Source organism: Nocardioides potassii, from assembly GCF_021648885.1.
Taxonomy (GTDB): domain Bacteria; phylum Actinomycetota; class Actinomycetes; order Propionibacteriales; family Nocardioidaceae; genus Nocardioides; species Nocardioides potassii.
On the sequence record NZ_JAKJHZ010000005.1, the window covers coordinates 372,015 to 394,138 of the forward strand.

Annotated in this window: 17 protein-coding genes; 12 read left to right on the forward strand and 5 right to left on the reverse strand. The window is 71.5% G+C overall.

What is annotated here, in order from left to right; genetic code table 11:
* Nucleotides 1–86 precede the first annotated feature (86 nt).
* The 5 genes from infB (at nt 87) to L2K70_RS06295 (ending at nt 6,432) form a co-directional block, all read left to right on the forward strand.
* Nucleotides 87–2,831 (forward strand): translation initiation factor IF-2, encoded by a 2,745-nt coding sequence (gene infB, locus L2K70_RS06275; protein ID WP_236400452.1) that lies wholly within the window; start codon nt 87–89, stop codon nt 2,829–2,831.
* Between the two features lie 128 nt (nt 2,832–2,959).
* Entirely contained in the window at nt 2,960–3,451 is a 492-nt protein-coding gene (gene rbfA, locus L2K70_RS06280) for a 30S ribosome-binding factor RbfA (RefSeq protein ID WP_236400454.1), read from the forward strand.
* The gene (truB, locus tag L2K70_RS06285) at nt 3,451–4,323 is read left to right on the forward strand and encodes a tRNA pseudouridine(55) synthase TruB (protein WP_236400456.1); all 873 of its coding nucleotides are present in this window, start codon (nt 3,451–3,453) and stop codon (nt 4,321–4,323) included. Before rbfA ends, truB begins: the two co-directional genes overlap by 1 nt.
* Nucleotides 4,324–4,519: 196 nt before the next feature.
* Nucleotides 4,520–5,455 (forward strand): bifunctional riboflavin kinase/FAD synthetase, encoded by a 936-nt coding sequence (locus L2K70_RS06290; RefSeq protein ID WP_236400458.1) that lies wholly within the window; start codon nt 4,520–4,522, stop codon nt 5,453–5,455.
* Entirely contained in the window at nt 5,452–6,432 is a 981-nt protein-coding gene (locus L2K70_RS06295) for a hypothetical protein (RefSeq protein WP_236400460.1), read from the forward strand. Before L2K70_RS06290 ends, L2K70_RS06295 begins: the two co-directional genes overlap by 4 nt.
* A gap of 181 nt (nt 6,433–6,613) precedes the next feature.
* Here the strand turns inward: L2K70_RS06295 and L2K70_RS06300 are convergent, their stop codons facing one another.
* The 4 genes from L2K70_RS06300 to L2K70_RS06315 are packed head-to-tail and all read right to left on the reverse strand — an operon-like array spanning nt 6,614 to nt 10,707.
* Nucleotides 6,614–6,856: an HPr family phosphocarrier protein gene (locus L2K70_RS06300; protein WP_056602465.1), complete on the reverse strand. Its 243-nt coding sequence runs from the start codon at nt 6,854–6,856 to the stop codon at nt 6,614–6,616.
* Between the two features lie 49 nt (nt 6,857–6,905).
* Complete coding sequence (locus L2K70_RS06305) at nt 6,906–8,993, reverse strand: PTS fructose transporter subunit IIABC (RefSeq protein WP_236400463.1); 2,088 nt, start codon at nt 8,991–8,993, stop codon at nt 6,906–6,908.
* Nucleotides 8,990–9,943 (reverse strand): 1-phosphofructokinase family hexose kinase, encoded by a 954-nt coding sequence (locus L2K70_RS06310; RefSeq protein ID WP_236400465.1) that lies wholly within the window; start codon nt 9,941–9,943, stop codon nt 8,990–8,992. The genes L2K70_RS06305 and L2K70_RS06310 overlap by 4 nt, the downstream gene beginning before the upstream one ends.
* Nucleotides 9,940–10,707 carry a DeoR/GlpR family DNA-binding transcription regulator gene (locus L2K70_RS06315; RefSeq protein ID WP_236400467.1) on the reverse strand — a complete coding sequence of 256 codons (768 nt, stop codon included), beginning with the start codon at nt 10,705–10,707 and terminating at the stop codon, nt 9,940–9,942. The genes L2K70_RS06310 and L2K70_RS06315 overlap by 4 nt, the downstream gene beginning before the upstream one ends.
* Nucleotides 10,708–10,803: 96 nt before the next feature.
* Between L2K70_RS06315 and ptsP the strand changes: the two genes are divergently transcribed.
* The 4 genes from ptsP (at nt 10,804) to L2K70_RS06335 (ending at nt 16,486) form a co-directional block, all read left to right on the forward strand.
* On the forward strand, nt 10,804–12,492 hold the full coding sequence (gene ptsP / locus L2K70_RS06320) for a phosphoenolpyruvate--protein phosphotransferase (protein ID WP_236400469.1): 1,689 nt from the start codon (nt 10,804–10,806) through the stop codon (nt 12,490–12,492).
* A gap of 53 nt (nt 12,493–12,545) precedes the next feature.
* The gene (locus tag L2K70_RS06325; RefSeq protein WP_236400471.1) at nt 12,546–14,282 is read left to right on the forward strand and encodes an alcohol dehydrogenase catalytic domain-containing protein; all 1,737 of its coding nucleotides are present in this window, start codon (nt 12,546–12,548) and stop codon (nt 14,280–14,282) included.
* Between the two features lie 147 nt (nt 14,283–14,429).
* A complete protein-coding gene (locus L2K70_RS06330) occupies nt 14,430–15,935 on the forward strand; it encodes a PTS mannitol transporter subunit IIBC (RefSeq protein WP_236400473.1) in 1,506 nt (501 codons plus the stop codon).
* Nucleotides 15,936–16,051: 116 nt separating this feature from the next.
* Nucleotides 16,052–16,486 carry a PTS mannitol transporter subunit IIA gene (locus tag L2K70_RS06335; RefSeq protein WP_236400476.1) on the forward strand — a complete coding sequence of 145 codons (435 nt, stop codon included), beginning with the start codon at nt 16,052–16,054 and terminating at the stop codon, nt 16,484–16,486.
* An 82-nt stretch (nt 16,487–16,568) separates the two neighbouring features.
* Here L2K70_RS06335 and L2K70_RS06340 read toward each other — a convergent pair whose 3' ends face one another.
* Nucleotides 16,569–18,704 (reverse strand): molybdopterin-dependent oxidoreductase, encoded by a 2,136-nt coding sequence (locus tag L2K70_RS06340; protein WP_236400478.1) that lies wholly within the window; start codon nt 18,702–18,704, stop codon nt 16,569–16,571.
* Between the two features lie 116 nt (nt 18,705–18,820).
* On the opposite strand from L2K70_RS06340, the gene L2K70_RS06345 reads away from it, so the two are divergent.
* From L2K70_RS06345 to L2K70_RS06355, 3 genes are all read left to right on the forward strand, one after another.
* On the forward strand, nt 18,821–19,087 hold the full coding sequence (locus L2K70_RS06345) for a DUF6458 family protein (RefSeq protein WP_236400480.1): 267 nt from the start codon (nt 18,821–18,823) through the stop codon (nt 19,085–19,087).
* Nucleotides 19,088–19,252: 165 nt separating this feature from the next.
* On the forward strand, nt 19,253–19,528 hold the full coding sequence (gene rpsO / locus L2K70_RS06350; RefSeq protein WP_201935159.1) for a 30S ribosomal protein S15: 276 nt from the start codon (nt 19,253–19,255) through the stop codon (nt 19,526–19,528).
* Between the two features lie 264 nt (nt 19,529–19,792).
* A complete protein-coding gene (locus L2K70_RS06355; protein WP_236400482.1) occupies nt 19,793–22,027 on the forward strand; it encodes a polyribonucleotide nucleotidyltransferase in 2,235 nt (744 codons plus the stop codon).
* Nucleotides 22,028–22,124 lie beyond the last annotated feature (97 nt).

The following is a 22,124-nucleotide window of genomic DNA, read 5'->3' on the forward strand; positions in this document are numbered from 1 at the left end:
GTAACTCGTAATGAGGCTGTTCACCCACTAGCTGTTCCGTTTCCCCTCCTTCTGGGGTCACGGACCAGAAGGAGAAGTAACGCACCGTGGCAAAGACCCGAGTCCACGAGCTCGCCAAGGAGTTCGGAGTCGAGAGCAAGTTCGTTCTCGAGAAGCTCAAGGAGATGGGTGAGTTCGTCAAGTCGGCTTCGTCGACCGTCGAGCCCCCCGTCGAGATGCGCTTCAAGAAGCAGTACGGCGACGAGCTGAAGGCCGCAGCGGCCTCCGCCCCCGCCGCCGAGGCGCCGGCCGAGAAGCCCGCCGCCAAGAGGGCCGCCCCCAAGCCCGGCCCCAAGCCGGCCGCAGCGCCCGAGGTGCCCGCCGAGGCCCCCGCGGCCGAGGCGCCCGCTCCCGCCGCCAAGCCCGGTCCCAAGCCGGGCCCGCAGGCGCCGGCCGCCCAGCCCACGCCGCCGCCGGCCGAGCCCGAGGCCCCCGCTGCACCCGCGGCGAAGGCGCCGTCCCCGGCTCCCCGTCCGGTCGGTCGCCCCGGCGCCCCGCGTCCGGGCAACAACCCGTTCGCCTCGAGCCAGGGCATGGGCTCGCGTCCCGCCCCGCGCACCTCGAGCGGCGACGACAACCGTCCCCCGCGCCCGCCGGCCGGCGGCGAGGGCCGTCCCGGCATGCCTCGCCCCAACCCGGCGATGATGCCCAAGTCCCCGGCCGCCTTCGGCAACGGTCCCGGTGGCCGTCCGGCCCGCGGTGGCCCGGGCGGAGGCCCCGGTCGTCCGGGTGCTCCCGGTCGCGGTGCCCCGGGTCGTGCCGGCGCGCCCGGTGGTGCCCCCGGCGGCGCTCCGGGTCGTCCCGGTGGCTTCGGCCCCTCGGGCGGCGGTCGTCCCGGCGGCGGTCGTCCCGGCCAGCGTGGCCAGACCCAGGGTGCGTTCGGTCGCGCCGGAGGTCCGTCGCGTCGTGGACGGAAGTCCAAGCGCGCGCGTCGTATGGAGTTCGAGGCCATGGAGGCCCCGACCATCGGTGGCGTGCGCGTCCGCAAGGGCAACGGCGAGACCGTCCGTCTCCCGCGTGGCGCCTCGCTGACCGACTTCGCCGAGCGCATCAACGTCGACGCCGCTGCCCTCGTGCAGATGCTGTTCTCGCTCGGCGAGATGGTGACCTCGACCCAGTCGGTCGGTGACGAGACGTTCGAGCTGCTCGCCGAGGAGCTCAACTACGTCGTCCAGATCGTGTCCCCCGAGGACGAGGACCGCGAGCTGCTCGAGACGTTCGACCTCGAGTTCGGTGCCGACGAGGGCGACGAGTCCGACCTGGTCGTCCGCCCGCCGGTCGTCACGGTCATGGGTCACGTCGACCACGGAAAGACCAAGCTCCTCGACGCCCTCCGCGACGCCAACGTCGTCGACAAGGAGGCCGGCGGCATCACCCAGCACATCGGTGCCTACCAGGTGCACACCGAGGTCGAGGGCGAGGACCGTCGCATCACCCTGATCGACACCCCCGGTCACGAGGCGTTCACCGCCATGCGTGCTCGTGGTGCCCAGGCGACCGACATCGCGATCCTCGTGGTGGCGGCCGACGACGGTGTCATGCCGCAGACGGTCGAGGCGCTCAACCACGCCAAGGCCGCCGACGTGCCGATCGTGGTCGCGGTCAACAAGATCGACAAGCCGGAGGCCGACTCCACGAAGGTGCGCGGCCAGCTCACCGAGTACGGCCTGATCCCCGAGGAGTACGGCGGCGACGCGATGTTCGTCGACGTCTCGGCCAAGGCCGGTCTCAACCTCGACAAGCTGCTCGAGGCCGTCGTGCTCACCGCCGACGCGTCGCTCGACCTGCGGGCCAACCCCGACCAGGACGCCCAGGGCCTCGTGGTCGAGGCGCACCTCGACCGCGGCCGCGGCCCGGTCGCCACGGTGCTGGTCCAGCGCGGCACGCTCCGCGTCGGCGACTCGATCGTCGCCGGTCCGGCCCACGGCCGTGTCCGCGCGATGCTCGACGAGCACGGCAACGAGATGACCGAGGCAGACCCGTCGCGTCCCGCGATGGTGCTCGGCCTGAGCGCCGTACCCGGTGCCGGGCAGAACTTCATCGTGGTCGAGGACGACCGGATGGCACGCCAGATCGCCGAGAAGCGTGAGGCGCGCGAGCGCGCGGCCATGCAGGCCAAGCGCCGTGTCCGCCGCAGCCTCGAGGACTTCATGGCCTCCATGGAGAAGGGCGAGAGCCAGGAGCTCAACCTCATCCTCAAGGGCGACGTGTCCGGTTCGGTCGAGGCGCTCGAGGACGCCCTGTCGCAGATCGACGTCGGCGACGAGGTGTCGCTGCGCGTCATCGACCGCGGTGTCGGTGCGATCACCGAGACCAACGTCGACCTCGCCGCCGCCTCCGACGCCATCATCATCGGCTTCAACGTCCGCCCGCAGGGCAAGGCGAGCCAGATGGCCGACAAGGAAGGTGTCGAGATCCGCTACTACTCGGTCATCTACCAGGCGATCGAGGAGATCGAGGCGGCGCTCAAGGGCATGCTCAAGCCGATCTACGAGGAGTCGACCCTCGGGCAGGCGGAGATCCGCGAGATCTTCCGCTCGTCCAAGGCCGGCAACATCGCAGGCTGCATGGTCACCTCGGGTGTCGTCCGCCGCAACGCCAAGGTCCGCGTCCTGCGCGACGGGGCCGTGGTGGCCGACAACCTCGACCTGGCCTCGCTCCGCCGCGAGAAGGACGACGCCGCCGAGGTCCGCGAGGGCTTCGAGTGCGGTCTGGTGCTCCGCAACTTCCAGGACATCAAGATCGGCGACATCGTCGAGTCCTTCGAGATGCGCGAGATCGCCCGCACCTGATCGGATCGGGCCGTGCAGGAGTCACCGCTGAGGCGGTGACTCCTGCACGGACAGGCCGTTGCAACGGCCCAACCGCGCAAGACTTCCCCCACCCGGTGCGCCGGGCGGCGACTTGAGAGAGTGGATCCATGACCAACCCCCGCGTCCGCAAGATCGCCGACCGGATCCAGGTGATCGTCGCCGAGATGCTCGAGCGGCGGATCAAGGACCCGCGGCTCGGGTTCGTGACCGTGACCGACGTCCGCGTCACCGGCGACTCGCAGCAGGCCTCGATCTTCTACACCGTGCTCGGCGCCGACGACGACCTCGCCAGCACCGCCGCCGCGCTCGAGTCGGCCAAGGGCGTCATCCGCTCCGAGGTCGCCAAGCAGCTCGGCATGCGCATCGTGCCGTCGCTGACCTTCATCCCCGACGCGCTCCCCGAGAGTGCCCGCGCGCTCGACGAGGTGCTCGCGCGCGCCCGCCAGCAGGACGAGGAGGTCGCCGCCCGTCGGGTCGAGGCCTACGCCGGCGACGCCGACCCCTACAAGAAGCCGCGCGTGGTCGAGGACGACGACGAGCTGGACGAGCTGGACGAGGACGACGAGCTCGACCCGCTCGACGAGGGCGACCGCGACTGATGGTCGACCCCGGACTGGTCGTCGTCGACAAGTCCCCGGGCATGACCTCGCACGACGTCGTCGCCCGGGTGCGCCGGCTCGCGGGCACCCGTAAGGTCGGCCACGCCGGCACGCTCGACCCGATGGCGACGGGCGTCCTGGTCCTCGGCGTCGACCGCGCCACCCGCCTGCTCGGCCACCTCGTGCTGACCGAGAAGGCGTACGACGCCACCGTGCGGCTCGGCGTCTCGACGACCACCGACGACGCCGAGGGTGAGGTGGTCGCCGCCACCCCCGCCTCCTCGCTCCAGCCGGACGCGGTCCGGGAGTCGCTCGAGCAGCAGGTCGGCGAGATCATGCAGGTGCCGACCGCCGTGTCGGCCATCAAGGTCGACGGCAAGCGGGCCTACGCCCGCGTGCGGGACGGCGAGCAGGTCGAGCTGAAGGCGCGACCCGTGACGATCCACTCCCTCGAGGTCCTCGACCAGCGGGTGGTCGGCGACCGGCTCGACGTCGACATCCGAGTGCGGTGCTCGTCGGGCACCTACGTCCGCGCGATCGCCCGCGACGTCGGCGCGGCGCTCGGTGTCGGCGGCCACCTCACGGCGCTGCGTCGTACGGCGGTCGGGCCCTTCGACCTCTCCGTCGCCCGCACCCTCGACGAGCTCGCCGACGACGTCGCCGTGCTGCCGATCGCGGACGCGGCGCGGGCGACGTTCCCGGTACTCGACCTCGACGACGAGCAGGCCGCGCACGTGCGCTTCGGTCGCGCCCTCGACCTCGAGCTCCCGAGCACGGGACCGGTCGCGGTCTTCGCCCCCGACGGTGAGTTCCTCGCCCTCTACGAGCAGCGCGGGTCCCGGGCGAAGCCGGTGGCAGTCTTCGTCCAATGATCGTCCCCTCGCAGGGGTGGTCGCTGGGCCGGTCCGTCGTTTTCCGGATGTACGAGCGGCGGACGGCTGGCGCAACCTGAGGGTGTCCCACCAGGGGCATCCGCGCCGACGCACGGCAGTGCCGACGCGGGGCCGGGCCATCCGAGTGGGGGACCGGCGGCGCGGGGTGGGGCCCCCGCGCCGCTACTCTCTTCCGGTGCAGATCTGGCGTGGAGTCGACGACGTGCCGGCCGACCTCGGCCGCACCGTGGTCAGCATCGGGAACTTCGACGGCGTGCACCTCGGGCACGCCCACGTGCTGCGGGAGGCACGCAGGACCGCGGACCGCCTCGGCGTCGACACCGTGGTCGCGGTGACCTTCGACCCGCACCCCATGGCGGTGCTGCGGCCCGACCACGCGCCGCCCACCCTCACCTCGATCGAGACCCGTGCCGGTCTCCTCGAGCGCGCCGGGGTCGACGCGGCGCTGGTCGTCGCCTTCGACCGGGACGTCGCCGGCTGGTCGCCCGAGGAGTTCATCGACCGCGTCCTCGTCGGCACCCTCCACGCCTCCGCGGTCGTGGTCGGCGCCAACTTCCGCTTCGGGGCGAGGGCCGCCGGTGACGTCGCCACCCTGGCCGAGGCGGGTGCGTCACGGGGGTTCGAGACCGTCGGCGTCGCGCTCGACGGCGGTCCGCAGGTGTGGAGCTCGACCTACGTCCGCCAGTGCCTCGCCACCGGCGACGTCGCTGGTGCCGCCGAGGCGCTCGGCCGCCCCTTCACCGTCCGCGGGACCGTCATCGAGGGTGACAAGCGCGGTCGCGAGCTGGGCTACCCGACGGCCAACGTCCCGATCCCTCCGGTCGATGCCGCGCCCGCCGACGGGGTGTACGCCGGCTGGCTGACCCGGCTCGACACGGGGGAGCGCTACCCGGCCGCGATCTCCGTGGGCACCAACCCGACCTTCGACGGCGAGCGCGAGCGCCGCGTGGAGTCCTACGTCCTCGATCGCGACGACCTCGAGCTCTACGGCGTCGAGGTCGTGGTCGAGTTCGTCGACCACCTGCGCGGACAGGTGAAGTTCGAGGGCGTCGAGGCGCTCATCGAGACCATGGACGACGACGTGCGTCGCGCGCGCGAGCTGCTCGCGTGACCACCCGGCACACGCCTGTCGAGGAGTGGTTCCTCGCCCACGGCCTGCCCTACTTCGTCGCCGAGGAGCGTGCCGCGGCCCGGGCCGGACTCCGGGCCCGGCGGCTCGTGCCGCTGCTGGTCCTGCTGGCGCTCGTCGCAGCCGCGGCGGGCGCGCTCCTGGGCTGGGCGGTCGACACCTACAGCGCCGGCCCCGCCGTCTGGATCACGGTCGTGTTCCTCGGCCTGCTCTGGTACGCCGCGACGGCGCTGCACGCCCGCCCGATCCTCGGGTTCGCCCTGTCGCGCACCCTCGGCAGCCTGCGCTACCTGGTGCCGATGGCCTCGCGCGCCCTCCCGCTGCTCCTGGTGTTCGTGACCTTCCTGTTCGTCAACGCCGAGGCGTGGCAGATGACGAGCAACCTGCGCTTCGGCACGCTGTGGTTCACCGTCCTGCTGATGCTCGGCCTGGCGGTCCTGTTCCTCATGACGCGCCTGCCCGAGGAGGTCGACCGGGTCGACGACGAGGTCGACGGCGCGTTCGTCGTACGCGCGTGCGCCGGCACACCGCTGGAGCAGGCCAGCCGCGAGGTGGCTGCTGACCCGTCGATCGATCCGCAGGACCACGCCCAGGTCGACGGGTTCGAGCGCTGGAACCTCATCCTCGTGCTCCTGGTCATCCAGACGGTCCAGGTCGTGCTGCTGTCGGCGACGGTCTTCGTGTTCTTCATGCTGTTCGGCTCGCTCGTCATGGAGACCGAGACGCAGAAGGCCTGGACCCAGCTCGACACCCTCAACGAGGTGCCCGGGTTGTCCCACGTGACGTTCTCGCTGCTGAAGGTCTCGCTGTTCCTCGCCTCCTTCAGCGGCTTCTACTTCACGGTCTCGGCCGTCACCGACGACACCTACCGCCGGCAGTTCTTCTCCGTCGTCGAGCGGCAGCTGGAGCGGGCCGTCGGCATGCGCGCGGTCTACCTCGCGACCCGCGACCGCGACTGACGTACGCCCGCCCTGGCGCTGGCAGCGGTGGTCCACCCACATTCCTGGGGCGCAGAAGGTGGCTGGACCACCGCTCATGGGCGTGTCGAGCCCGGACACGCCGATGGGCGGTGACCCAGCCACAGTTCCGCCGTACGGAATGTGGCTGGACCACCGCCCATCAGGACGTGGTGTCAGGACCTCAGGCGTCGAGGTCCTGCTCGACGAGCGCGGCGATCGCGTCGACGGCGGCCTGGTCGTCGCCCGCCACCTCCACGGTGTCGCCGTTGCCGGCACCGAGGGTCATGATCATCAGCGACGAGCTGGCGTCGACGCCGTTGATGGTGACGTCCGAGCCGAGCTCGCCGGCCTTCTCGGCGATGATCGCGGCGGGACGGGCGTGCAGGCCGACGGCGGAGCCGACGACGACGGACTTGCTGGGCATGGTTCTCCTTGAGGGTTGGTGTCGGGTCGGATCAGAGGGGCGAGACGGGTCAGACGGTCGCCACGTCGGCGTCGGAGCGGCCGATGCTCTTCAGCACGATCACGAGCGCGGCGGCGACCAGCGTGCCGGCGAGGAGGGCGACGACGAACCACAGCTTGTTGTCGACCGCGAACAGCACGAAGATGCCGCCGTGCGGCGCGCGGAGGCCGACGTCGAGGCCCATCGACAGGGCGCCGGTGACGGCGCTGCCGGCCATGATCGACGGGATCACGCGCAGCGGGTCGGCCGCCGCGAACGGGATCGCGCCCTCGGTGATGAAGGACGCGCCCATCGCCCAGGCGGCCTTGCCGTTCTCGCGCTCGGGCACCGTGAACAGGCCGGGACGTACGACGGTCGCCAGCGCGAGCGCGAGCGGGGGGACCATGCCCGAGAGCATGACCGCGGCCATGACCTTGAGCTCCGGGGCATCGGTGGCGGTGGCCGCGGCGCCGAGGCCCGCGGTCGCGAAGGCGTACGCGGTCTTGTTGAGCGGACCGCCCATGTCGAAGGCCATCATGAGCCCGAGGATGATGCCGAGCACGACCGCCGAGCCGCCCTGCAGGCTGTTGAGGCCGTCGGCGAGGTTGCTCATCAGCGCGGCGAGCGGCTTGCCGAGCAGGACGACCATCACGAAGCCGCTGATCAGCGTCGCCAGCAGGGGGATGACCAGCACGGGCATCAGGCCGCGCATCCAGGTGGGGACCTTCCAGCGGGTGATCCACAGGGCGACGACACCGGCGAGCACCCCGCCGACGATGCCACCGAGGAAGCCGGAGTTGAGCGTGCCGGCGATGGCACCCATCACGAAGCCCGGTGCGATGCCGGGGCGGTCGGCGATGGCGTACGCGATGTAGCCGGCCAGCGCCGGGACGAGGAAGCCGAAGGCCGCGGCGCCCAGGGTGAAGAGCAGGGCTCCCAGGTAGGCGAACAGCGAGCTGCCGAACAGGGCGTGGTCGAGGCCGAACTCGTTGACGTCCGGCAGGTTGAACAACGTGTTGTCCACCGCGATGGACTGGCCGTCGTTGACGATCTCGTAGCCGCCGAACAGGAAGCCGAGGGCGATCAGGAGACCGCCCGCCGCGACGAACGGGATCATGTAGGAGACGCCGGTCATCAGGACCCGGCGGACGGTCGCTCCGACCGACTGCTTCGCGGTGGACACGTCGCCGCCCTCGGTGGCCGTGCCCTCCACCTTGGGGGCGCTCGTCGGGTCGGCGGCATAGCGCAGCGCCTCGGCGATCATGGCGTCGGCGTCGTCGATCGGGCGCTTGACGCCCGAGCTGACCATCGGCTTGCCCGCGAAGCGCGCCCGGTCCCGCACGCCCACGTCGACCGCGAAGATGACCGCGCCGGCGGCGGCGATCGTCGACGGGGCCAGGGGCGTCGATCCCGCGGAGCCCTGGGTCTCGACCTGGAGGTCGACCCCGGCCCGCGTGGCGGCGGCCTCGAGGGCCTCGGCGGCCATGTAGGTGTGGGCGATGCCGGTCGGGCAGGCGGTGACCGCGACGAGCGACGGCTTCGCGCCGGTGCCGGAGGTGACGGGCGCCGCGGCGGCAGCCGAGCCCGCGGCGGGCGCGACCTCGCCCTGGGTGGGCGTGGCCGTCCCGGAAGGAGCCCCGGAGGCAGGGGCGGCCTTGGCGGGGGCCGGCTCACCGAGCTCGTGGGTGACGAGGTCGACGACCTCCTCGTCCGAACCGGCGGAGCGGAGCGCGTCGGTGAAGGCGGGCTTCACCAGCGCACGGGCGAGCTTGGTGAGGATCGTCAGGTGGTCCGCGTCCCCGCCGGCGGGAGCCGCGATGAGGAACGCGAGGTCGGCCGGCCCGTCCTTGGCGCCGAAGTCCACCGGCGGCTCGAGCCGCGCGAAGGCGAGGGTCGGCGTGTCGACCCCCGTCGTCCGGCAGTGCGGGATGGCGATCCCGCCCGGGAGGCCGGTCGACGAGGTCGACTCGCGCGCGAAGGCGTCCGCGACGAGCTGGTCGCGGTCGGTGGCCCGTCCGGCGTCGTCGACGACCGCGGCGAGGGCACGGATCACGTCGTGCTTGTCCTGGCCCCAGTCGGCGCCGAGGCGCACGAGGTCGGTGGTGATGAGGTCGGTCATGCGGTGTCTCCGAGGGGGGTGACGCCCACCAGGTCCGCGCGGACGTGGTCGGGCTGGGGGATGGTGGTGCCGGGCAGACCTGCGGCGGCGCTGCCGTAGGCCACAGCCAACGCCAGGCGGTCGGGGGCCGCAAGACCCCTGATGTCGCCGAGCAGGTAGCCGAAGAGGGAGGAGTCGCCCGCACCGACGGTGCTGACGACGGTGGTGGGCGGCGGGGTGGCGTGCCAGGCGCCCTCGCTGGTCACCAGCACGGCGCCGTTGCCGCCGAGGGTGGCCAGCACGGCGCCGACGCCGCGTTCGATGAGCTGCCGGGCGGCCGCGGCCGTGGCGGCGGGGTCGGACTCGAGCTGGTCGGCGTCGCCTCCGGTGAAGGAGGCGAGCTCCTCGCCGTTGGGCTTCATCAGGTCGGGCGCCGACCCTGGCAGCGCGTCGACGAGGGCCTGCAGCGGCGCCTCGCTGGTGTCGACCGCCACGCGGCCGCCGACCTCGCGCAGGCGTCGTACGAGCTCGGCGTAGAACCCGGCGGGTGCGCCGGCGGGCAAGGAGCCCGCCAGCACGGTCCAGTCGGCGCTCGAGGCGCGGACGAGCACCGCCTGGGCCATCAGCTCGAGGTGCAGCGGGAGCACGGCGGCGCCGGGGGAGTTGAGCTTGGTGGTGGTGCCGTCGGGCTCGGTGATCGTGAGGTTGACGCGGACGTCGCCGGCAGGCTGGACGGGACGGCAGTCGATGCCGGCGGTCAGCAGCTCGAGGACGAACGGGTCGTCCTTCGCAGCCGGTACGACGGCGATGCTGGGGATGCCGGCGCTGATGGCGGCGCGCGAGATGTTCACTCCCTTGCCGCCGCCCTGCGAGGTCACCGAGGCGACGCGGTGGACCTGGCCGCGCGAGAGCTCTCCGTCGAGCGCCACCGTGCGGTCGATGCTCGGGTTGGGCGTCAGGGTCAGGATCATGCGACCACCACCTCGATTCCTGCGTTCTCCAGGGCCCGGCGGTCCACGGCCTCGATGGCGCTGTCGGTCACCAGCACGTCGATGCTGTCGAGGGTGGCGAACCGCACCGCGTTCTCCACGCCGAGCTTGGTGGAGTCGGCGAGCACCACGGTCCGCCGCGCGCAGGCGATGATCGCCCGCTTGCTGGCCGCCTCGTCGCTGTCGGGGGTCGTGAGGCCGTGCCCGACGGTGAGTCCGTTGGTCGCGACGAAGGCGACGTCGGCGCGCAGCTCGGCGAGTGCGGCGACGGTCTCCGACCCGACCGCGGCGTGCGTCGCGGGACGGACGCGCCCGGGCAGGAGGTGCAGCTCGATCTGGGGGAGGCCGGCGAGACGGGTGGCCACGGGGACCGCGTGTGTGATGACGGTCAGCCGGTGGTCGCGGGGGAGTGCGGCCGCGAAGCGCGCGGTGGTGGTGCCGGCGTCGATGACCACGACCGAGTCGGGCGGCGGGAGGAGTGCGACCGCGGCGTTGGCGATCGCCTCCTTGGCCTGCGTGTTGGACTGGTCGCGCTCGATGATCCCTGATTCGATGACCGTCAGGGACCCGGCGGGCACCGCGCCGCCGTGGACCCGGCGCACCACACCCATGCGGTCGAGGGTGGAGAGGTCACGGCGCACGGTCTCGGTCGTGACCTCGAACTCCTCGGCGAGCTGGACCACCGACAGCCGGCCGCGTCGACTGATCAGCTGGGCCATGGCCTGCTGTCGTTCCTCGGCGTACATGGTCCTCCTCTCCCGAGCGGTGCGCGGATCTGCGTATGTGTTGTTTTAGTCCCGAATGTGTTGCATGTCAACTACGGCCTGTTCTACGGTGTGTCCATGACCACACCCTCTGGCCCCAGCGGCAGCTTGAGCGGGACCCCGGTCGTGCCGGGCGTCGCGGCCGGCCCCGTCCTCCACGTCCGCGGCGAGGTCTCACCCGAGGCGATCGCTCGCTTCGGCGACGGTGACTTCGCCGACGCCGACGCAGCCCTGGCCGCGTACGACGACGCGGCGGGCGCGGTCGCGGACACCTTCACCTCCAAGGCGGAGTCCGCCCAGGGCGCGGCGGCCGAGGTGCTCACCGCGAGCGCCGGGCTCGCCCGCGACAAGGGACTGCGCGGCGCCGTCAGCAAGAACCTGCAGGCCGGGCAGGGACCCGTCGCCGCGGTGCAGGGCGCCGTCGACCAGTTCGTCACCATCTTCACCACCATGGGCGGCCTGATGGCCGAGCGTGTCACCGACCTGCGCGACATCGAGCGCCGCGTGGTCGCCCACCTCGTCGGCGAGCCGCCGCCGGGCGTCCCGACCCCGAGCGAGCCGTCGATCCTGGTGGCCGAGGACCTCGCCCCGAGCGACACCTCGGGCCTCGACCCTGCGCTGGTGACCGCGCTGGTCACCGAGCGCGGTGGCGCGACCAGCCACACCGCGATCATCGCCCGGCAGCTCGGCATCCCCTGCGTCGTCGGTGCGGCCGGTGTCATGGAGCTCGACGCCGGCACCTTCGTCGTCGTCGACGGCGAGACCGGCGCCATCGAGCTCGGCGCCGACCCCGACGAGGCCCGCGGCCGCGTCGACGAGAGCCGTCGACTGCGCGAGGAGCTCGCCAGCTGGACCGGCCCCGCGGCCACCCTCGACGGGCTGCCGCTCAAGCTGCTCGCCAACGTCGCCGACGGCGCGTCCGCGGAGTCCGCGGGCGTCGAGCCCGTGCAGGGAGTGGGTCTGTTCCGCACCGAGCTCTGCTTCCTCGACCGCAAGGAGGAGCCGAGCGTCGAGGAGCAGGCCGACATCTACAGCGCGGTGCTCGCGCCCTACTCCGACGGTCGCTACGTCGTCGTCCGCACGCTCGACGCCGGCTCGGACAAGCCGATCGCCTTCGCCACCCACGCCGGCGAGGAGAACCCGGCGCTCGGCGTGCGCGGGCTGCGGCTGAGCTTCGACAACCCCGGCCTGATGGAGCGCCAGCTCGACGGCATCGCCGCGGCGGCCGAGCGCACCGGCACCGAGACCTGGGTGATGGCACCGATGGTCGCCACCGTCGCCGAGGCGTCCGACTTCGCCGAGAAGGTCCGCTCCCGCGGCCTCAAGGCGGGCGTGATGGTCGAGATCCCGAGCGCCGCGCTGCTCGCGCACCGGATGCTCGAGGTCGTCGACTTCCTGTCGATCGGCACCAACGACCTCACCCAGTACGCCATGGCGGCCGACCGGATGGCGACCGACCTCGCCCACCTCACGGACCCGTGGCAGCCCGCCGTGCTCCAGCTGATCGCGATCACCGCCCATGCCGGCACGGAGGCCGGCAAGCCGGTCGGCGTCTGCGGCGAGGCCGCGGCCGACCCGCTCCTCGCGACGGCCCTCATCGGCATGGGCATCACGTCGCTGTCGATGGCGGCACGCGCCGTACGACCTGTTGGCGCCCAGCTCAGCCGGGTCTCGCTGGAGACGTGCGAGGCGGCGGCCGAGGCCGCGCTCGGAGCTCCCGACCCGATGGCGGCCCGCGCCGCCGTCCGCGAGGTGCTGGGCCACTGAGCCCCGCGCCCTCCCATCCACCCACCTCCCATCCATCCCTCTCGGAGGAACCCATGACATCTGCGTACGACGACTACCGCGCCGCCGACTCCGACGTGCCCGAGCAGGCCTGGGCCTGGCTCCTGCACGGCGCGGGGGAGGACAACATGGGCAAGGACAGCTCGCCCGAGCTCGTCCCGATCCCGAGGCCCGACGCCGACCACATGCTCGTGCGCATCGACAGCGTCGGCCTCTGCTTCTCCGACGTGAAGATCATGCGCCAGGGCGGCAGCCACCCCAAGCTCTACAACCGCGACCTGGCGAAGGAGCCGACCCGGCTCGGCCACGAGGTGAGCCTCACGGTCATCGAGGTCGGCGACAACCTCAAGGACCGCTACCACGCCGGCCAGCGGCTCGCCGTGCAGCCCGACATCTACCAGGACGGGATGAGCACGGCCTACGGCTACACCATCCCCGGCGGCCTCATCCAGTACCACCTGATGGGCGCGGAGATGCTCGAGACCGACGACGGTGCCTGCCTGCTGCCGCTGCCGGACTCGATGGGCTACGCGGAGGGCTCGACGCTGGAGCCGTGGGGGTGCGTGATGGCGGCCTACACACAGCGCCGGCGCCTCGAGCCGAAGCCCGGCGGCACGATGTGGATCGTCGGGCGGCCCGGTGACGAGCGGGAGTACGCCTTCTCGTCGGGCCTGGACGCCCCCGCGACCATCGTGCTGACCGACGCGCCCGCGTCGGTGGCGGCGCTCGCCGAGGCCACGTCCGCCACGGTCGTCGTGCGCGACGGCCTCGGCACCGGGGACTACCAGGCACTCGTGGACGAGCTCACCGACGGCGCCGGCTTCGACGACATCGTGGTGCTCGACCCGCGCTCCGCGGACACCGTGGGCGCCATCGCGACCCACATCGCGCGGCGCGGGACGATGAACATGGTCGGAGAGACCGCCCTCGACGGCCTGGTGAGCACCGACGTGGGCCGCCTGCACTACGACTACACGGCGTACATCGGTGGGCGCGGTCCGGACATCGCCGACTCCTACGGGGAGGCACGCAACCGCGCCGACCTGCGCCCCCGCGGTACGACGGTGTTCGTCGGCGCCGGCGGTCCGATGGGGCTGATGCACGTCCAGCGGGCCATCCAGCAGAGCGACGGGCCTCGCACCATCGTCGCCACCGAGGTGAGCGACGAGCGCCTCAGGGCGCTCGAGGACCGGCTGGCCCACCTCGCCGCGAGCAACGACTGCGAGCTGGTGACCTTCAACTCCCAGACCTCCGAGCAGTCGCTCCGCGACTTCGTCATGGGGCTCACGGACGGCAAGGGCGCGGACGACGTGGTCGTGAGCGTCCCGATCGCGGACGTGATGGCCGAGGCGGACACGGTGATGAACGCCGACGGCATGCTGGTCTTCTTCGCCGGCGTCCCCAACGGCACGCTGGCACCGCTCAACCTGAGCGCGGTCTACCTCGACAACGCGCAGTACACCGGCACCTCGGGCCTGACCATCCACGACCAGCAGAAGGTCGTCGACCTGGCGACCTCGGGCGAGCTGTCCCCGGGCTCGATCGTGGGTGCCGTCGGCGGCATGTCCGCGGCCAAGGACGGTCTGCAGGCCCTGGTCGACGCCCGCTACTCCGGCAAGGTCCTGATCTTCCCGCAGATCCACGACCTGCCCCTGACGGGCGTCGACGAGCTGAAGGACTCCTTCCCGGACGTCGCCGCCAAGCTCGGCGCCGGCGACACGTGGAACGACGAGGCGGAGAGGGCCCTCTTCGAGGCCAATCTCGGCCGCTGATGCCCTGAACCTGCCCGTTTTCCGGGTAAAGCCACAAATTCGGGCACGAATTCGTGCCCGGATGCTTGGCAACAGGCCCGGTCGTGTGGTGTGATCCCCTCATCATGTGATGGGGGTCACCCCACGTTCCAATGGAGGAAGCTCAGCATGGCGACGACGACCACACCCACCGCCGGATCCGGGGCACGCGTACGCGTGCAGAAGTTCGGCACGTTCCTGTCCAACATGGTCATGCCCAACATCGGCGCGATCATCGCGTGGGGCCTGATCACCGCGTTCTTCATCCCCGTCGGCTGGACGCCCAACGAGAAGATCGCCACCATCGTCGGGCCCGGCATCTACTACTTGATCCCGCTCCTCATCGCCTACACCGGCGGCTACAACATCTACCGGATCCGCGGCGGCGTCGTCGGTGCGACCGCGACGATGGGCATCATCATGGCGACCAGCTCGCCGCTGTTCAATGAGGTCTACTCCGAGACCGGCGGCTCCCCGATGTTCCTCGGCGCCATGATCATGGGCCCCCTCGGCGGCTACGTGATCATGAAGCTCGACGGGCTCTGGGAGGGCAAGATCAAGCCCGGCTTCGAGATGCTCGTCAACAACTTCTCCGCCGGTATCGCCGGTGCCCTCCTCGCGATCGGCGCGATGTTCATCCTCGGCCCGATCGTGCGCTTCGTCATGGAGGTCCTCGGCAACGTCGTCGAGTTCCTGATCGACAACAGCCTGCTGCCGTTCACCGCGATCTTCATCGAGCCCGCCAAGGTGCTCTTCCTCAACAACGCGATCAACCACGGCGTGCTGACGCCGCTCGGCCTGGACCAGGCCAAGCAGCTCGGCCACTCGGCCCTCTTCCTCCTCGAGGCCAACCCCGGCCCGGGTGCCGGCATGCTTCTCGCGTTCATGGTGTTCGGCAAGGGCGTCTCCAAGGCCACTGCTCCGGGCGCCCTCGTGATCCAGTTCCTCGGCGGCATCCACGAGGTCTACTTCCCCTACGTGCTCGCCAAGCCGCGCCTGCTGCTCGCCCTCATCGCGGGCGGCGCGACCGGCACCCTGATGAACGTCATCTTCGACTCGGGCCTCGTCGCGCCGGCTGCTCCGGGCTCGATCTTCGCGGTCTACTCCTCCGTGGCCAAGGGCAGCGTCCTGGGCGTCACGCTCTGCTGGTCCAGCGCCCTGATCGTCTCGTTCCTCGTGTCGGCCGTCCTGCTCAAGCTCGACAAGAGCGAGGACGACGTGGACCTGGCCGCAGCCACCGCGCAGATGGAGGCCAACAAGGGCAAGAAGTCGTCGGTCGCCAGCGCGCTGACCGGCACCACCGCCGGTGCCGCCACGGGCACCGCCACGGCCACCAAGGAGATCCGCACCATCGTCTTCGCCTGCGACGCCGGCATGGGCTCGTCGGCGATGGGCGCCTCGGTGCTCCGCAAGAAGATCCAGGCCGCCGGTCACCCCGAGGTGACCGTGGTCAACAAGGCGATCTCCACGCTCGAGGACGACGTCGACCTGGTGGTCACCCACCAGGACCTCACCGACCGTGCCCGCGAGCGGACGCCGTCCGCCGTGCACGTCTCGGTGGACAACTTCATGGCCAGCCCCAAGTACGACGAGATCGTCGAGCTGGTCGAGCAGAACAACTCGTCCAGCTCCTGAGGACCGGCACACACCCCTGAGCCCGGCCCTCCGCGGTTGCGGAGGGCCGGGTGCCGGTCATGATGGAACAGGCAGTCTTGACCAGACCCACGACCAGTGACAGAGAGAGGCACCAGATGAGCGACGTACTGAGCCGGGAGTCCATCGTCCTCGGCGGTCAGGCCACCGACCGCGACGGAGCCATCACCGAGGCGGGGCGGCTGCTGGTCGCGAGCGGTGCAGTGGACGACGCCTACGTCGACGCGATGCACGAGCGTGAGACCTCGGTGTCGACCTTCATGGGCAACGGCCTGGCGATCCCGCACGGCACCAACGAGGCCAAGGCCCTGATCCGCCAGACGGCCATCTCGTTCGTCCGCTACGACCAGCCGATCGACTGGAAGGGCAGCCCCGCGAAGTACGTCGTCGGCATCGCCGGTGCCGGCGACGACCACCTCACGGTCCTCCAGGCGCTCGCCGGCGCGTTCACAGACGACGAGAGCATCGCCCGGCTCGACGCGGCGCAGACGCCCGACGACGTGCTCGCCGTCCTGGGCGACGTCAGCACCTGACGTCCGCGCCCGCCTGAACCACAGGAGCCCCCGCCAGCTGTCCAGCCCGGGGGCTCCTGTGCGTCACGGCAGCGTCACGACGTCAGGCAGGAGTGACGGCGACCGGTACGCCGTTGAGCGCGGCGTTGCCCGAGACGTCGAGCAGCTCGGGGTCGGTCAGGTCGTTGATCGAGACGCCGGGCACCTCGCGGCTGCGGCTCATCAGCACGCCGTCCCTGGCGTGCCCGTAGCCGTGGGGGAGGGAGACGACGCCGGGCATCAGGTCCTCCGAAGCGGCGACCTCGACCTCGACCGACCCGGTCCGCGACGTGATGCGCACGCGCGCGCCATCGGCGAGGTCGCGGCGCGCGAGGTCCGTGGGGTGCATCAGCAGCTGGTGGCGCGGGCGGCCCCTCGTGAGCCGCTCGGAGTTGTGCATCCACGAGTTGCAGTCCTGCTTGTGCCGGCGTCCGATCAGCAGCAGCTCCAGCCCGTCGTCCTCCGGCGTGGGCACCGCGGCGAGCCGGGCGACGTCGGCCGCCACCAGGGAGGGTGCGAGGTCGACGCGCTTGCCCTTCGAGGGGAGCCGGCCGGGGAGCTGCCCGCCGCGCAGCGGCCCGAGGTCGATGCCGGCCGGCCGGGCCCGCAGCTTCCTCAGGGTGACGCCGCTCGACCCGCGGCGCAGGAGCTGGCCGACGAGGAAGGTCGGGCTGGCCGTGAGGCGGGCGCGCTGCACCAGGCGCTTCTTCAGCCCGGCCTTGCGGTCCAGCCGCGCGGTCGTGCGCAGCGTGATCTCGCGGAAGATCTCCCAGTCGTGGCGCTGGTCGGCCTCCTTGTCGAAGACCGCGGGTGTGAACCGGGCCGTGTCGCGGACGGCGAGCAGGTGGAACACCAGGTCGTAGTGGTCCCGCTCGAGCGCGGTCGTCGGCGGCAGGATCACATCGGCGTGGCGGGTGGTCTCGTTGACGTAGATGTCCACCGCCGCCATGAACTCGAGGCCCCGCAGGGCGGCGTCGAGACGCGAGCCGTCGGGCGTGGACAGGACCGGGTTTCCCGCCACTGTCAGCATCGCGCGCACCTGGCCCTCGCCGGGCGTCTCGATCTCCTCGCGCAGGGCGGCGACGGGCAGCTCGCTGGCCGTCTCCGGGAGGCCGCGGACCCGCGAGCGCCACGCGTCGTGGTGGCCGCGGCCGATGAGGCCGGTGCCGACGGCGTCGATGGCGGGGGAGGTGAACATCGCGCCGCCCACCCGGTCGAGGTTGCCGCTGAGGACGTTGAGGCAGTTCACCGCCCACTGACAGACCGTGCCCCACGGCCCGGCGGAGACCCCGATCCGGCTGTAGACGACCCCGGCGTCCGCGGCGACGAGCTCGCGGGCGAGCCGGCGGACCTCGTCGGCCGGCAGCCCGCTCATCGCCTCGGCGCGTTCGGGGGTGAAGTCGGCGACGAGGTCCACCACGGTCCTCAGCCCGTCGACGTACGGCGGCACGGTCGGACCTGCACCGGTGCCAGCCTCCGTGGTGAGGACGTGCAGCATCGCGAGCAGCACCCAGGCGTCGGTGCCGGGCCTGACGAAGTGGTGCTCGTCGGCCACCTTCGCGGTCTCGGTGCGCCGTGGGTCGAGCACGACCATCCGGCCGCCGCGGGCGCGGAGGTCGCGCACGCGCCGCGGGAAGTCGGGCACCGTCATCAGCGACCCGTTGGAGGCCATCGGGTTGGCCCCGACCACCAGGAACCACGACGTGCGGTCGATGTCAGGGATCGGCAGGAAGAGCTGGTGGCCGAACATCAGGTGGGCCACGAGCTGGTGGGGGAGCTGGTCGACCGACGTGGCGGAGTAGCGGTTCCTCGTCCGGAACGACTTGAACATCGCGGTGCCGTGGGTGAGCGAGCCGAGGCTGTGGGCGTTGGGGTTGCCGAGGTAGACCGCGAGCGCGTCGTCGCCGTGCTCGTTGATCACCCGGGCGAGGTTGTCGGCGACCAGGTCGAACGCCTCGTCCCAGCCGATCTCCTCCCAGCGCGCGGACGCGCCCTCACCGACCCGCCGCACCGGTCGTCGCAACCGGTCCGGGTCGGCGTACACGTCCGCGATGGCGACGCCCTTGGGGCAGATGTGGCCGCGCGACAGGGGATCGGCCGGATTGCCCCGCACGCCCACGACGTCGCGGCCCCGGACGGTCAGCTCGAGTCCGCAGATCGCCTCGCACAGGTTGCAGACACCGATCCGTCGCTCGTCCATGGTGCGATGTTCGCACGCGCGCCCCCCTCCGGGGGATGACAGCCGACAGGGGAGCGGACAGACTCTGCCCCGCCCACCCGGTCACGGGTCGGCATCCCGAGAGAATGGAGAGAGTCATGGGTTTCGGAGGACCGATCGGCCTCATCGTCGTGGGCCTGATCCTCGCGTTCGCGCTCAACGACCAGGAGGTGGGTCCCCTCAACATGTGGACCCTCGGCATCATCCTCGCGCTCGCCGGCGCACTGTGGCTCGTGCTGACGATCGTGCAGCAGAACACCCGCCGCAAGCACACCACCACGGCTACCACCACGGACGCCCAGGGCCGCCAGGCCACCACGCAGCGCACCGACGTCTCGGACCCGCCGCCCCCGCCCGCGGTCTGAGGCGCTCCTCGTCGCGCGGCGCGGATTGGGCCTTCCCTCCAGCGCCTCGATATGCTTCTGCGGTTGCCCAGGCGGGCGACACGCCGTGACAACGGCCGCGGATCCAGAGTGCCCCGGTGAACAGGCCCGGGCGCGCCGCGCAACGAGACAACCGAAGGAGCCTTCATGTCGATCGGAACCGACGCGGAGACCAAGAAGAAGATCATCGCCGAGTACGCCGTCGCCGAGGGCGACACCGGTTCGCCCGAGGTCCAGATCGCGCTGCTCAGCCACCGCATCTCGCACCTCACCGAGCACCTCAAGTCGCACAAGCACGACCACCACAGCCGTCGTGGTCTGCTGCTGCTCGTCGGCCAGCGCCGCCGGCTGCTCAACTACCTCCAGAAGACGGAGATCGAGCGCTACCGCTCCATCGTCGAGCGCCTCGGCCTCCGCCGCTGATCGCGAGGAGCGGTTCCCCGTGCCGGGGAGCCGCTCCTTCTCGCTTCACCGGCCCGCCGCGCTAGTGTCGGGCCGTCACAACTGAACAACCACCCAACAGGAGCGACCCGCACGTCCGGCTCGGTCCTCGGTAGTGGCCTTCAGATCAACGGATCTGCGGGCCTCGATCGAAGACCGGCCTCGCGGGGCTTCGAAGCCCCGCCCCGTCACGGGAGAGTGGGCGCCGCGGATCGCTCCGCGAAGAGAAAGCAGAGTCCTGCTTCCATGAGTGAACCCATCATCTCCGCTGTCGAGACCGTCCTCGACAACGGTTCGTTCGGCAAGCGCACGGTCAAGTTCGAGACCGGCCTGCTGGCCCGCCAGGCGGCCGGCGCCGTCACGGCGTACCTCGACGACGAGACCATGCTGCTCTCGGCGACGACCGCCTCCAAGCAGCCGAAGGACCACTTCGACTTCTTCCCGCTCACCATCGACGTCGAGGAGCGGATGTACGCCGTGGGCCAGATCCCCGGCTCGTTCTTCCGCTCCGAGGGCCGCCCGGGCGAGGACGCGATCCTCACCTGCCGCCTGATCGACCGCCCGCTGCGCCCGACCTTCAAGAAGGGCCTGCGCAACGAGGTCCAGGTCGTCATCACGGTCATGGCCCTCGACCCCAACATGCCCTACGACGTGCTGGCCATCAACGCCGCGTCGATGTCCACCCAGCTCTCCGGCCTGCCGTTCTCCGGCCCGGTCGGCGGCGTGCGCGTGGCCCTGATCGACGGCCAGTGGGTGGCCTTCCCGACCCACCAGCAGCTCGAGTCGGCCGTCTTCGACATGGTCGTCGCCGGCCGCGTCACCGAGACCGGCGACGTCGCGATCATGATGGTCGAGGCCGAGGCCACCGAGGAGACCATCGCGCTCGTCCAGGGCGGCGCCCAGGCGCCGACGGAGGAGGTCGTGGCCGGTGGCCTCGACGCCGCCAAGCCCTTCATCAAGCAGCTGTGCGAGGCCCAGTCGCAGCTCGCCGCCGAGGCCGCCAAGCCCGTCCAGGACTTCCCGGTCTTCCTCGACTACGAGGACGACGTCTACGCCGCCGTCGAGGAGGCCTCCAAGACCGACCTCGCCGCCGCGATGCAGATCGGCGACAAGCAGGAGCGCGAGGCCCGCACCGACGAGCTCAAGGGCGCCCTGCTCGACAAGATCGGCGGCCAGTTCGAGGGTCGCGAGAAGGAGATCGGCGCGGCGTTCCGCTCGGTCACCAAGGCTGTCGTCCGTGAGCGCGTCCTGCGCGACAAGATCCGCATCGACGGTCGCGGCCTGGCCGACATCCGTCCGCTGCACGCCGAGGTCGGCGTGATCCCGCGGGTCCACGGCTCGGCGCTGTTCGAGCGCGGCGAGACGCAGATCCTGGGCGTCACCACCCTCAACATGCTCAAGCTCGAGCAGCAGCTCGACACGCTGTCGCCGGAGAAGTTCCGCCGCTACATGCACAAGTACGTCTTCCCGCCGTTCTCCACCGGCGAGACCGGTCGCGTGGGCTCGCCCAAGCGCCGCGAGGTCGGCCACGGTGCGCTCGCGCGTCGTGCCCTCCTGCCCGTGCTGCCCTCGCGCGAGGAGTTCCCCTACGCGATCCGCCAGCTCTCCGAGGCCATGGGCTCCAACGGCTCGACCTCGATGGGCTCGGTCTGCGCCTCGACGCTGTCGCTCCTGCAGGCGGGTGTCCCGCTCAAGGCGGCCGTCGCCGGCATCGCGATGGGCCTCATCTCCGGCGAGATCGACGGCGAGACCCAGTACGTCGCGCTGACCGACATCCTCGGTGCCGAGGACGCCTTCGGCGACATGGACTTCAAGGTCGCCGGCACGCGTGAGTTCGTCACGGCCCTCCAGCTCGACACCAAGCTCGACGGCATCCCCGCCGAGGTCCTGGCTGCCGCGCTGACCCAGGCGCGCGACGCCCGCCTCGCGATCCTCGACGTGATGGCCGAGGCCATCGACGCGCCGGAGGAGATGTCGGTCCACGCGCCGCGCATCATCACCGTCCGCGTCCCGGTCGACAAGATCGGCGAGGTCATCGGCCCCAAGGGCAAGGTGATCAACCAGATCCAGGACGACACGGGCGCGACGCTGTCCATCGAGGACGACGGCACGGTCTACATCGGGGCGACCAACGGCGAGGCGGCCGAGGCCGCCAAGGCCGCGGTCAACGCGATCGCCAACCCGACGATGCCCGAGGTCGGCGAGCGCTACCTCGGCACCGTCGTGAAGACGACCAACTTCGGCGCCTTCGTCTCGCTGATGCCCGGCAAGGACGGCCTGCTGCACATCAGCAAGCTGCGCGCCCTCGCCGGCGGCAAGCGCGTCGAGGCCGTCGAGGACGTCCTCTCCGTGGGCCAGAAGGTCCAGGTCTCGATCGCCGAGATCGACGACCGCGGCAAGCTGTCGCTGGTCCCGGTCGTCGAGGACGAGGGTGCCGAGGCTCCGGCCGAGGACGCTCCCGAGGCCGTCGACGCCGAGTGAGGCTCCGGTGACCTGATCGTCCAGCTCCACCCACGACCGGCCGGCGGCCTCCGCCGGCCGGTCGTGGCGTTCCACCCCGTCGTACGACCCCCGCAGC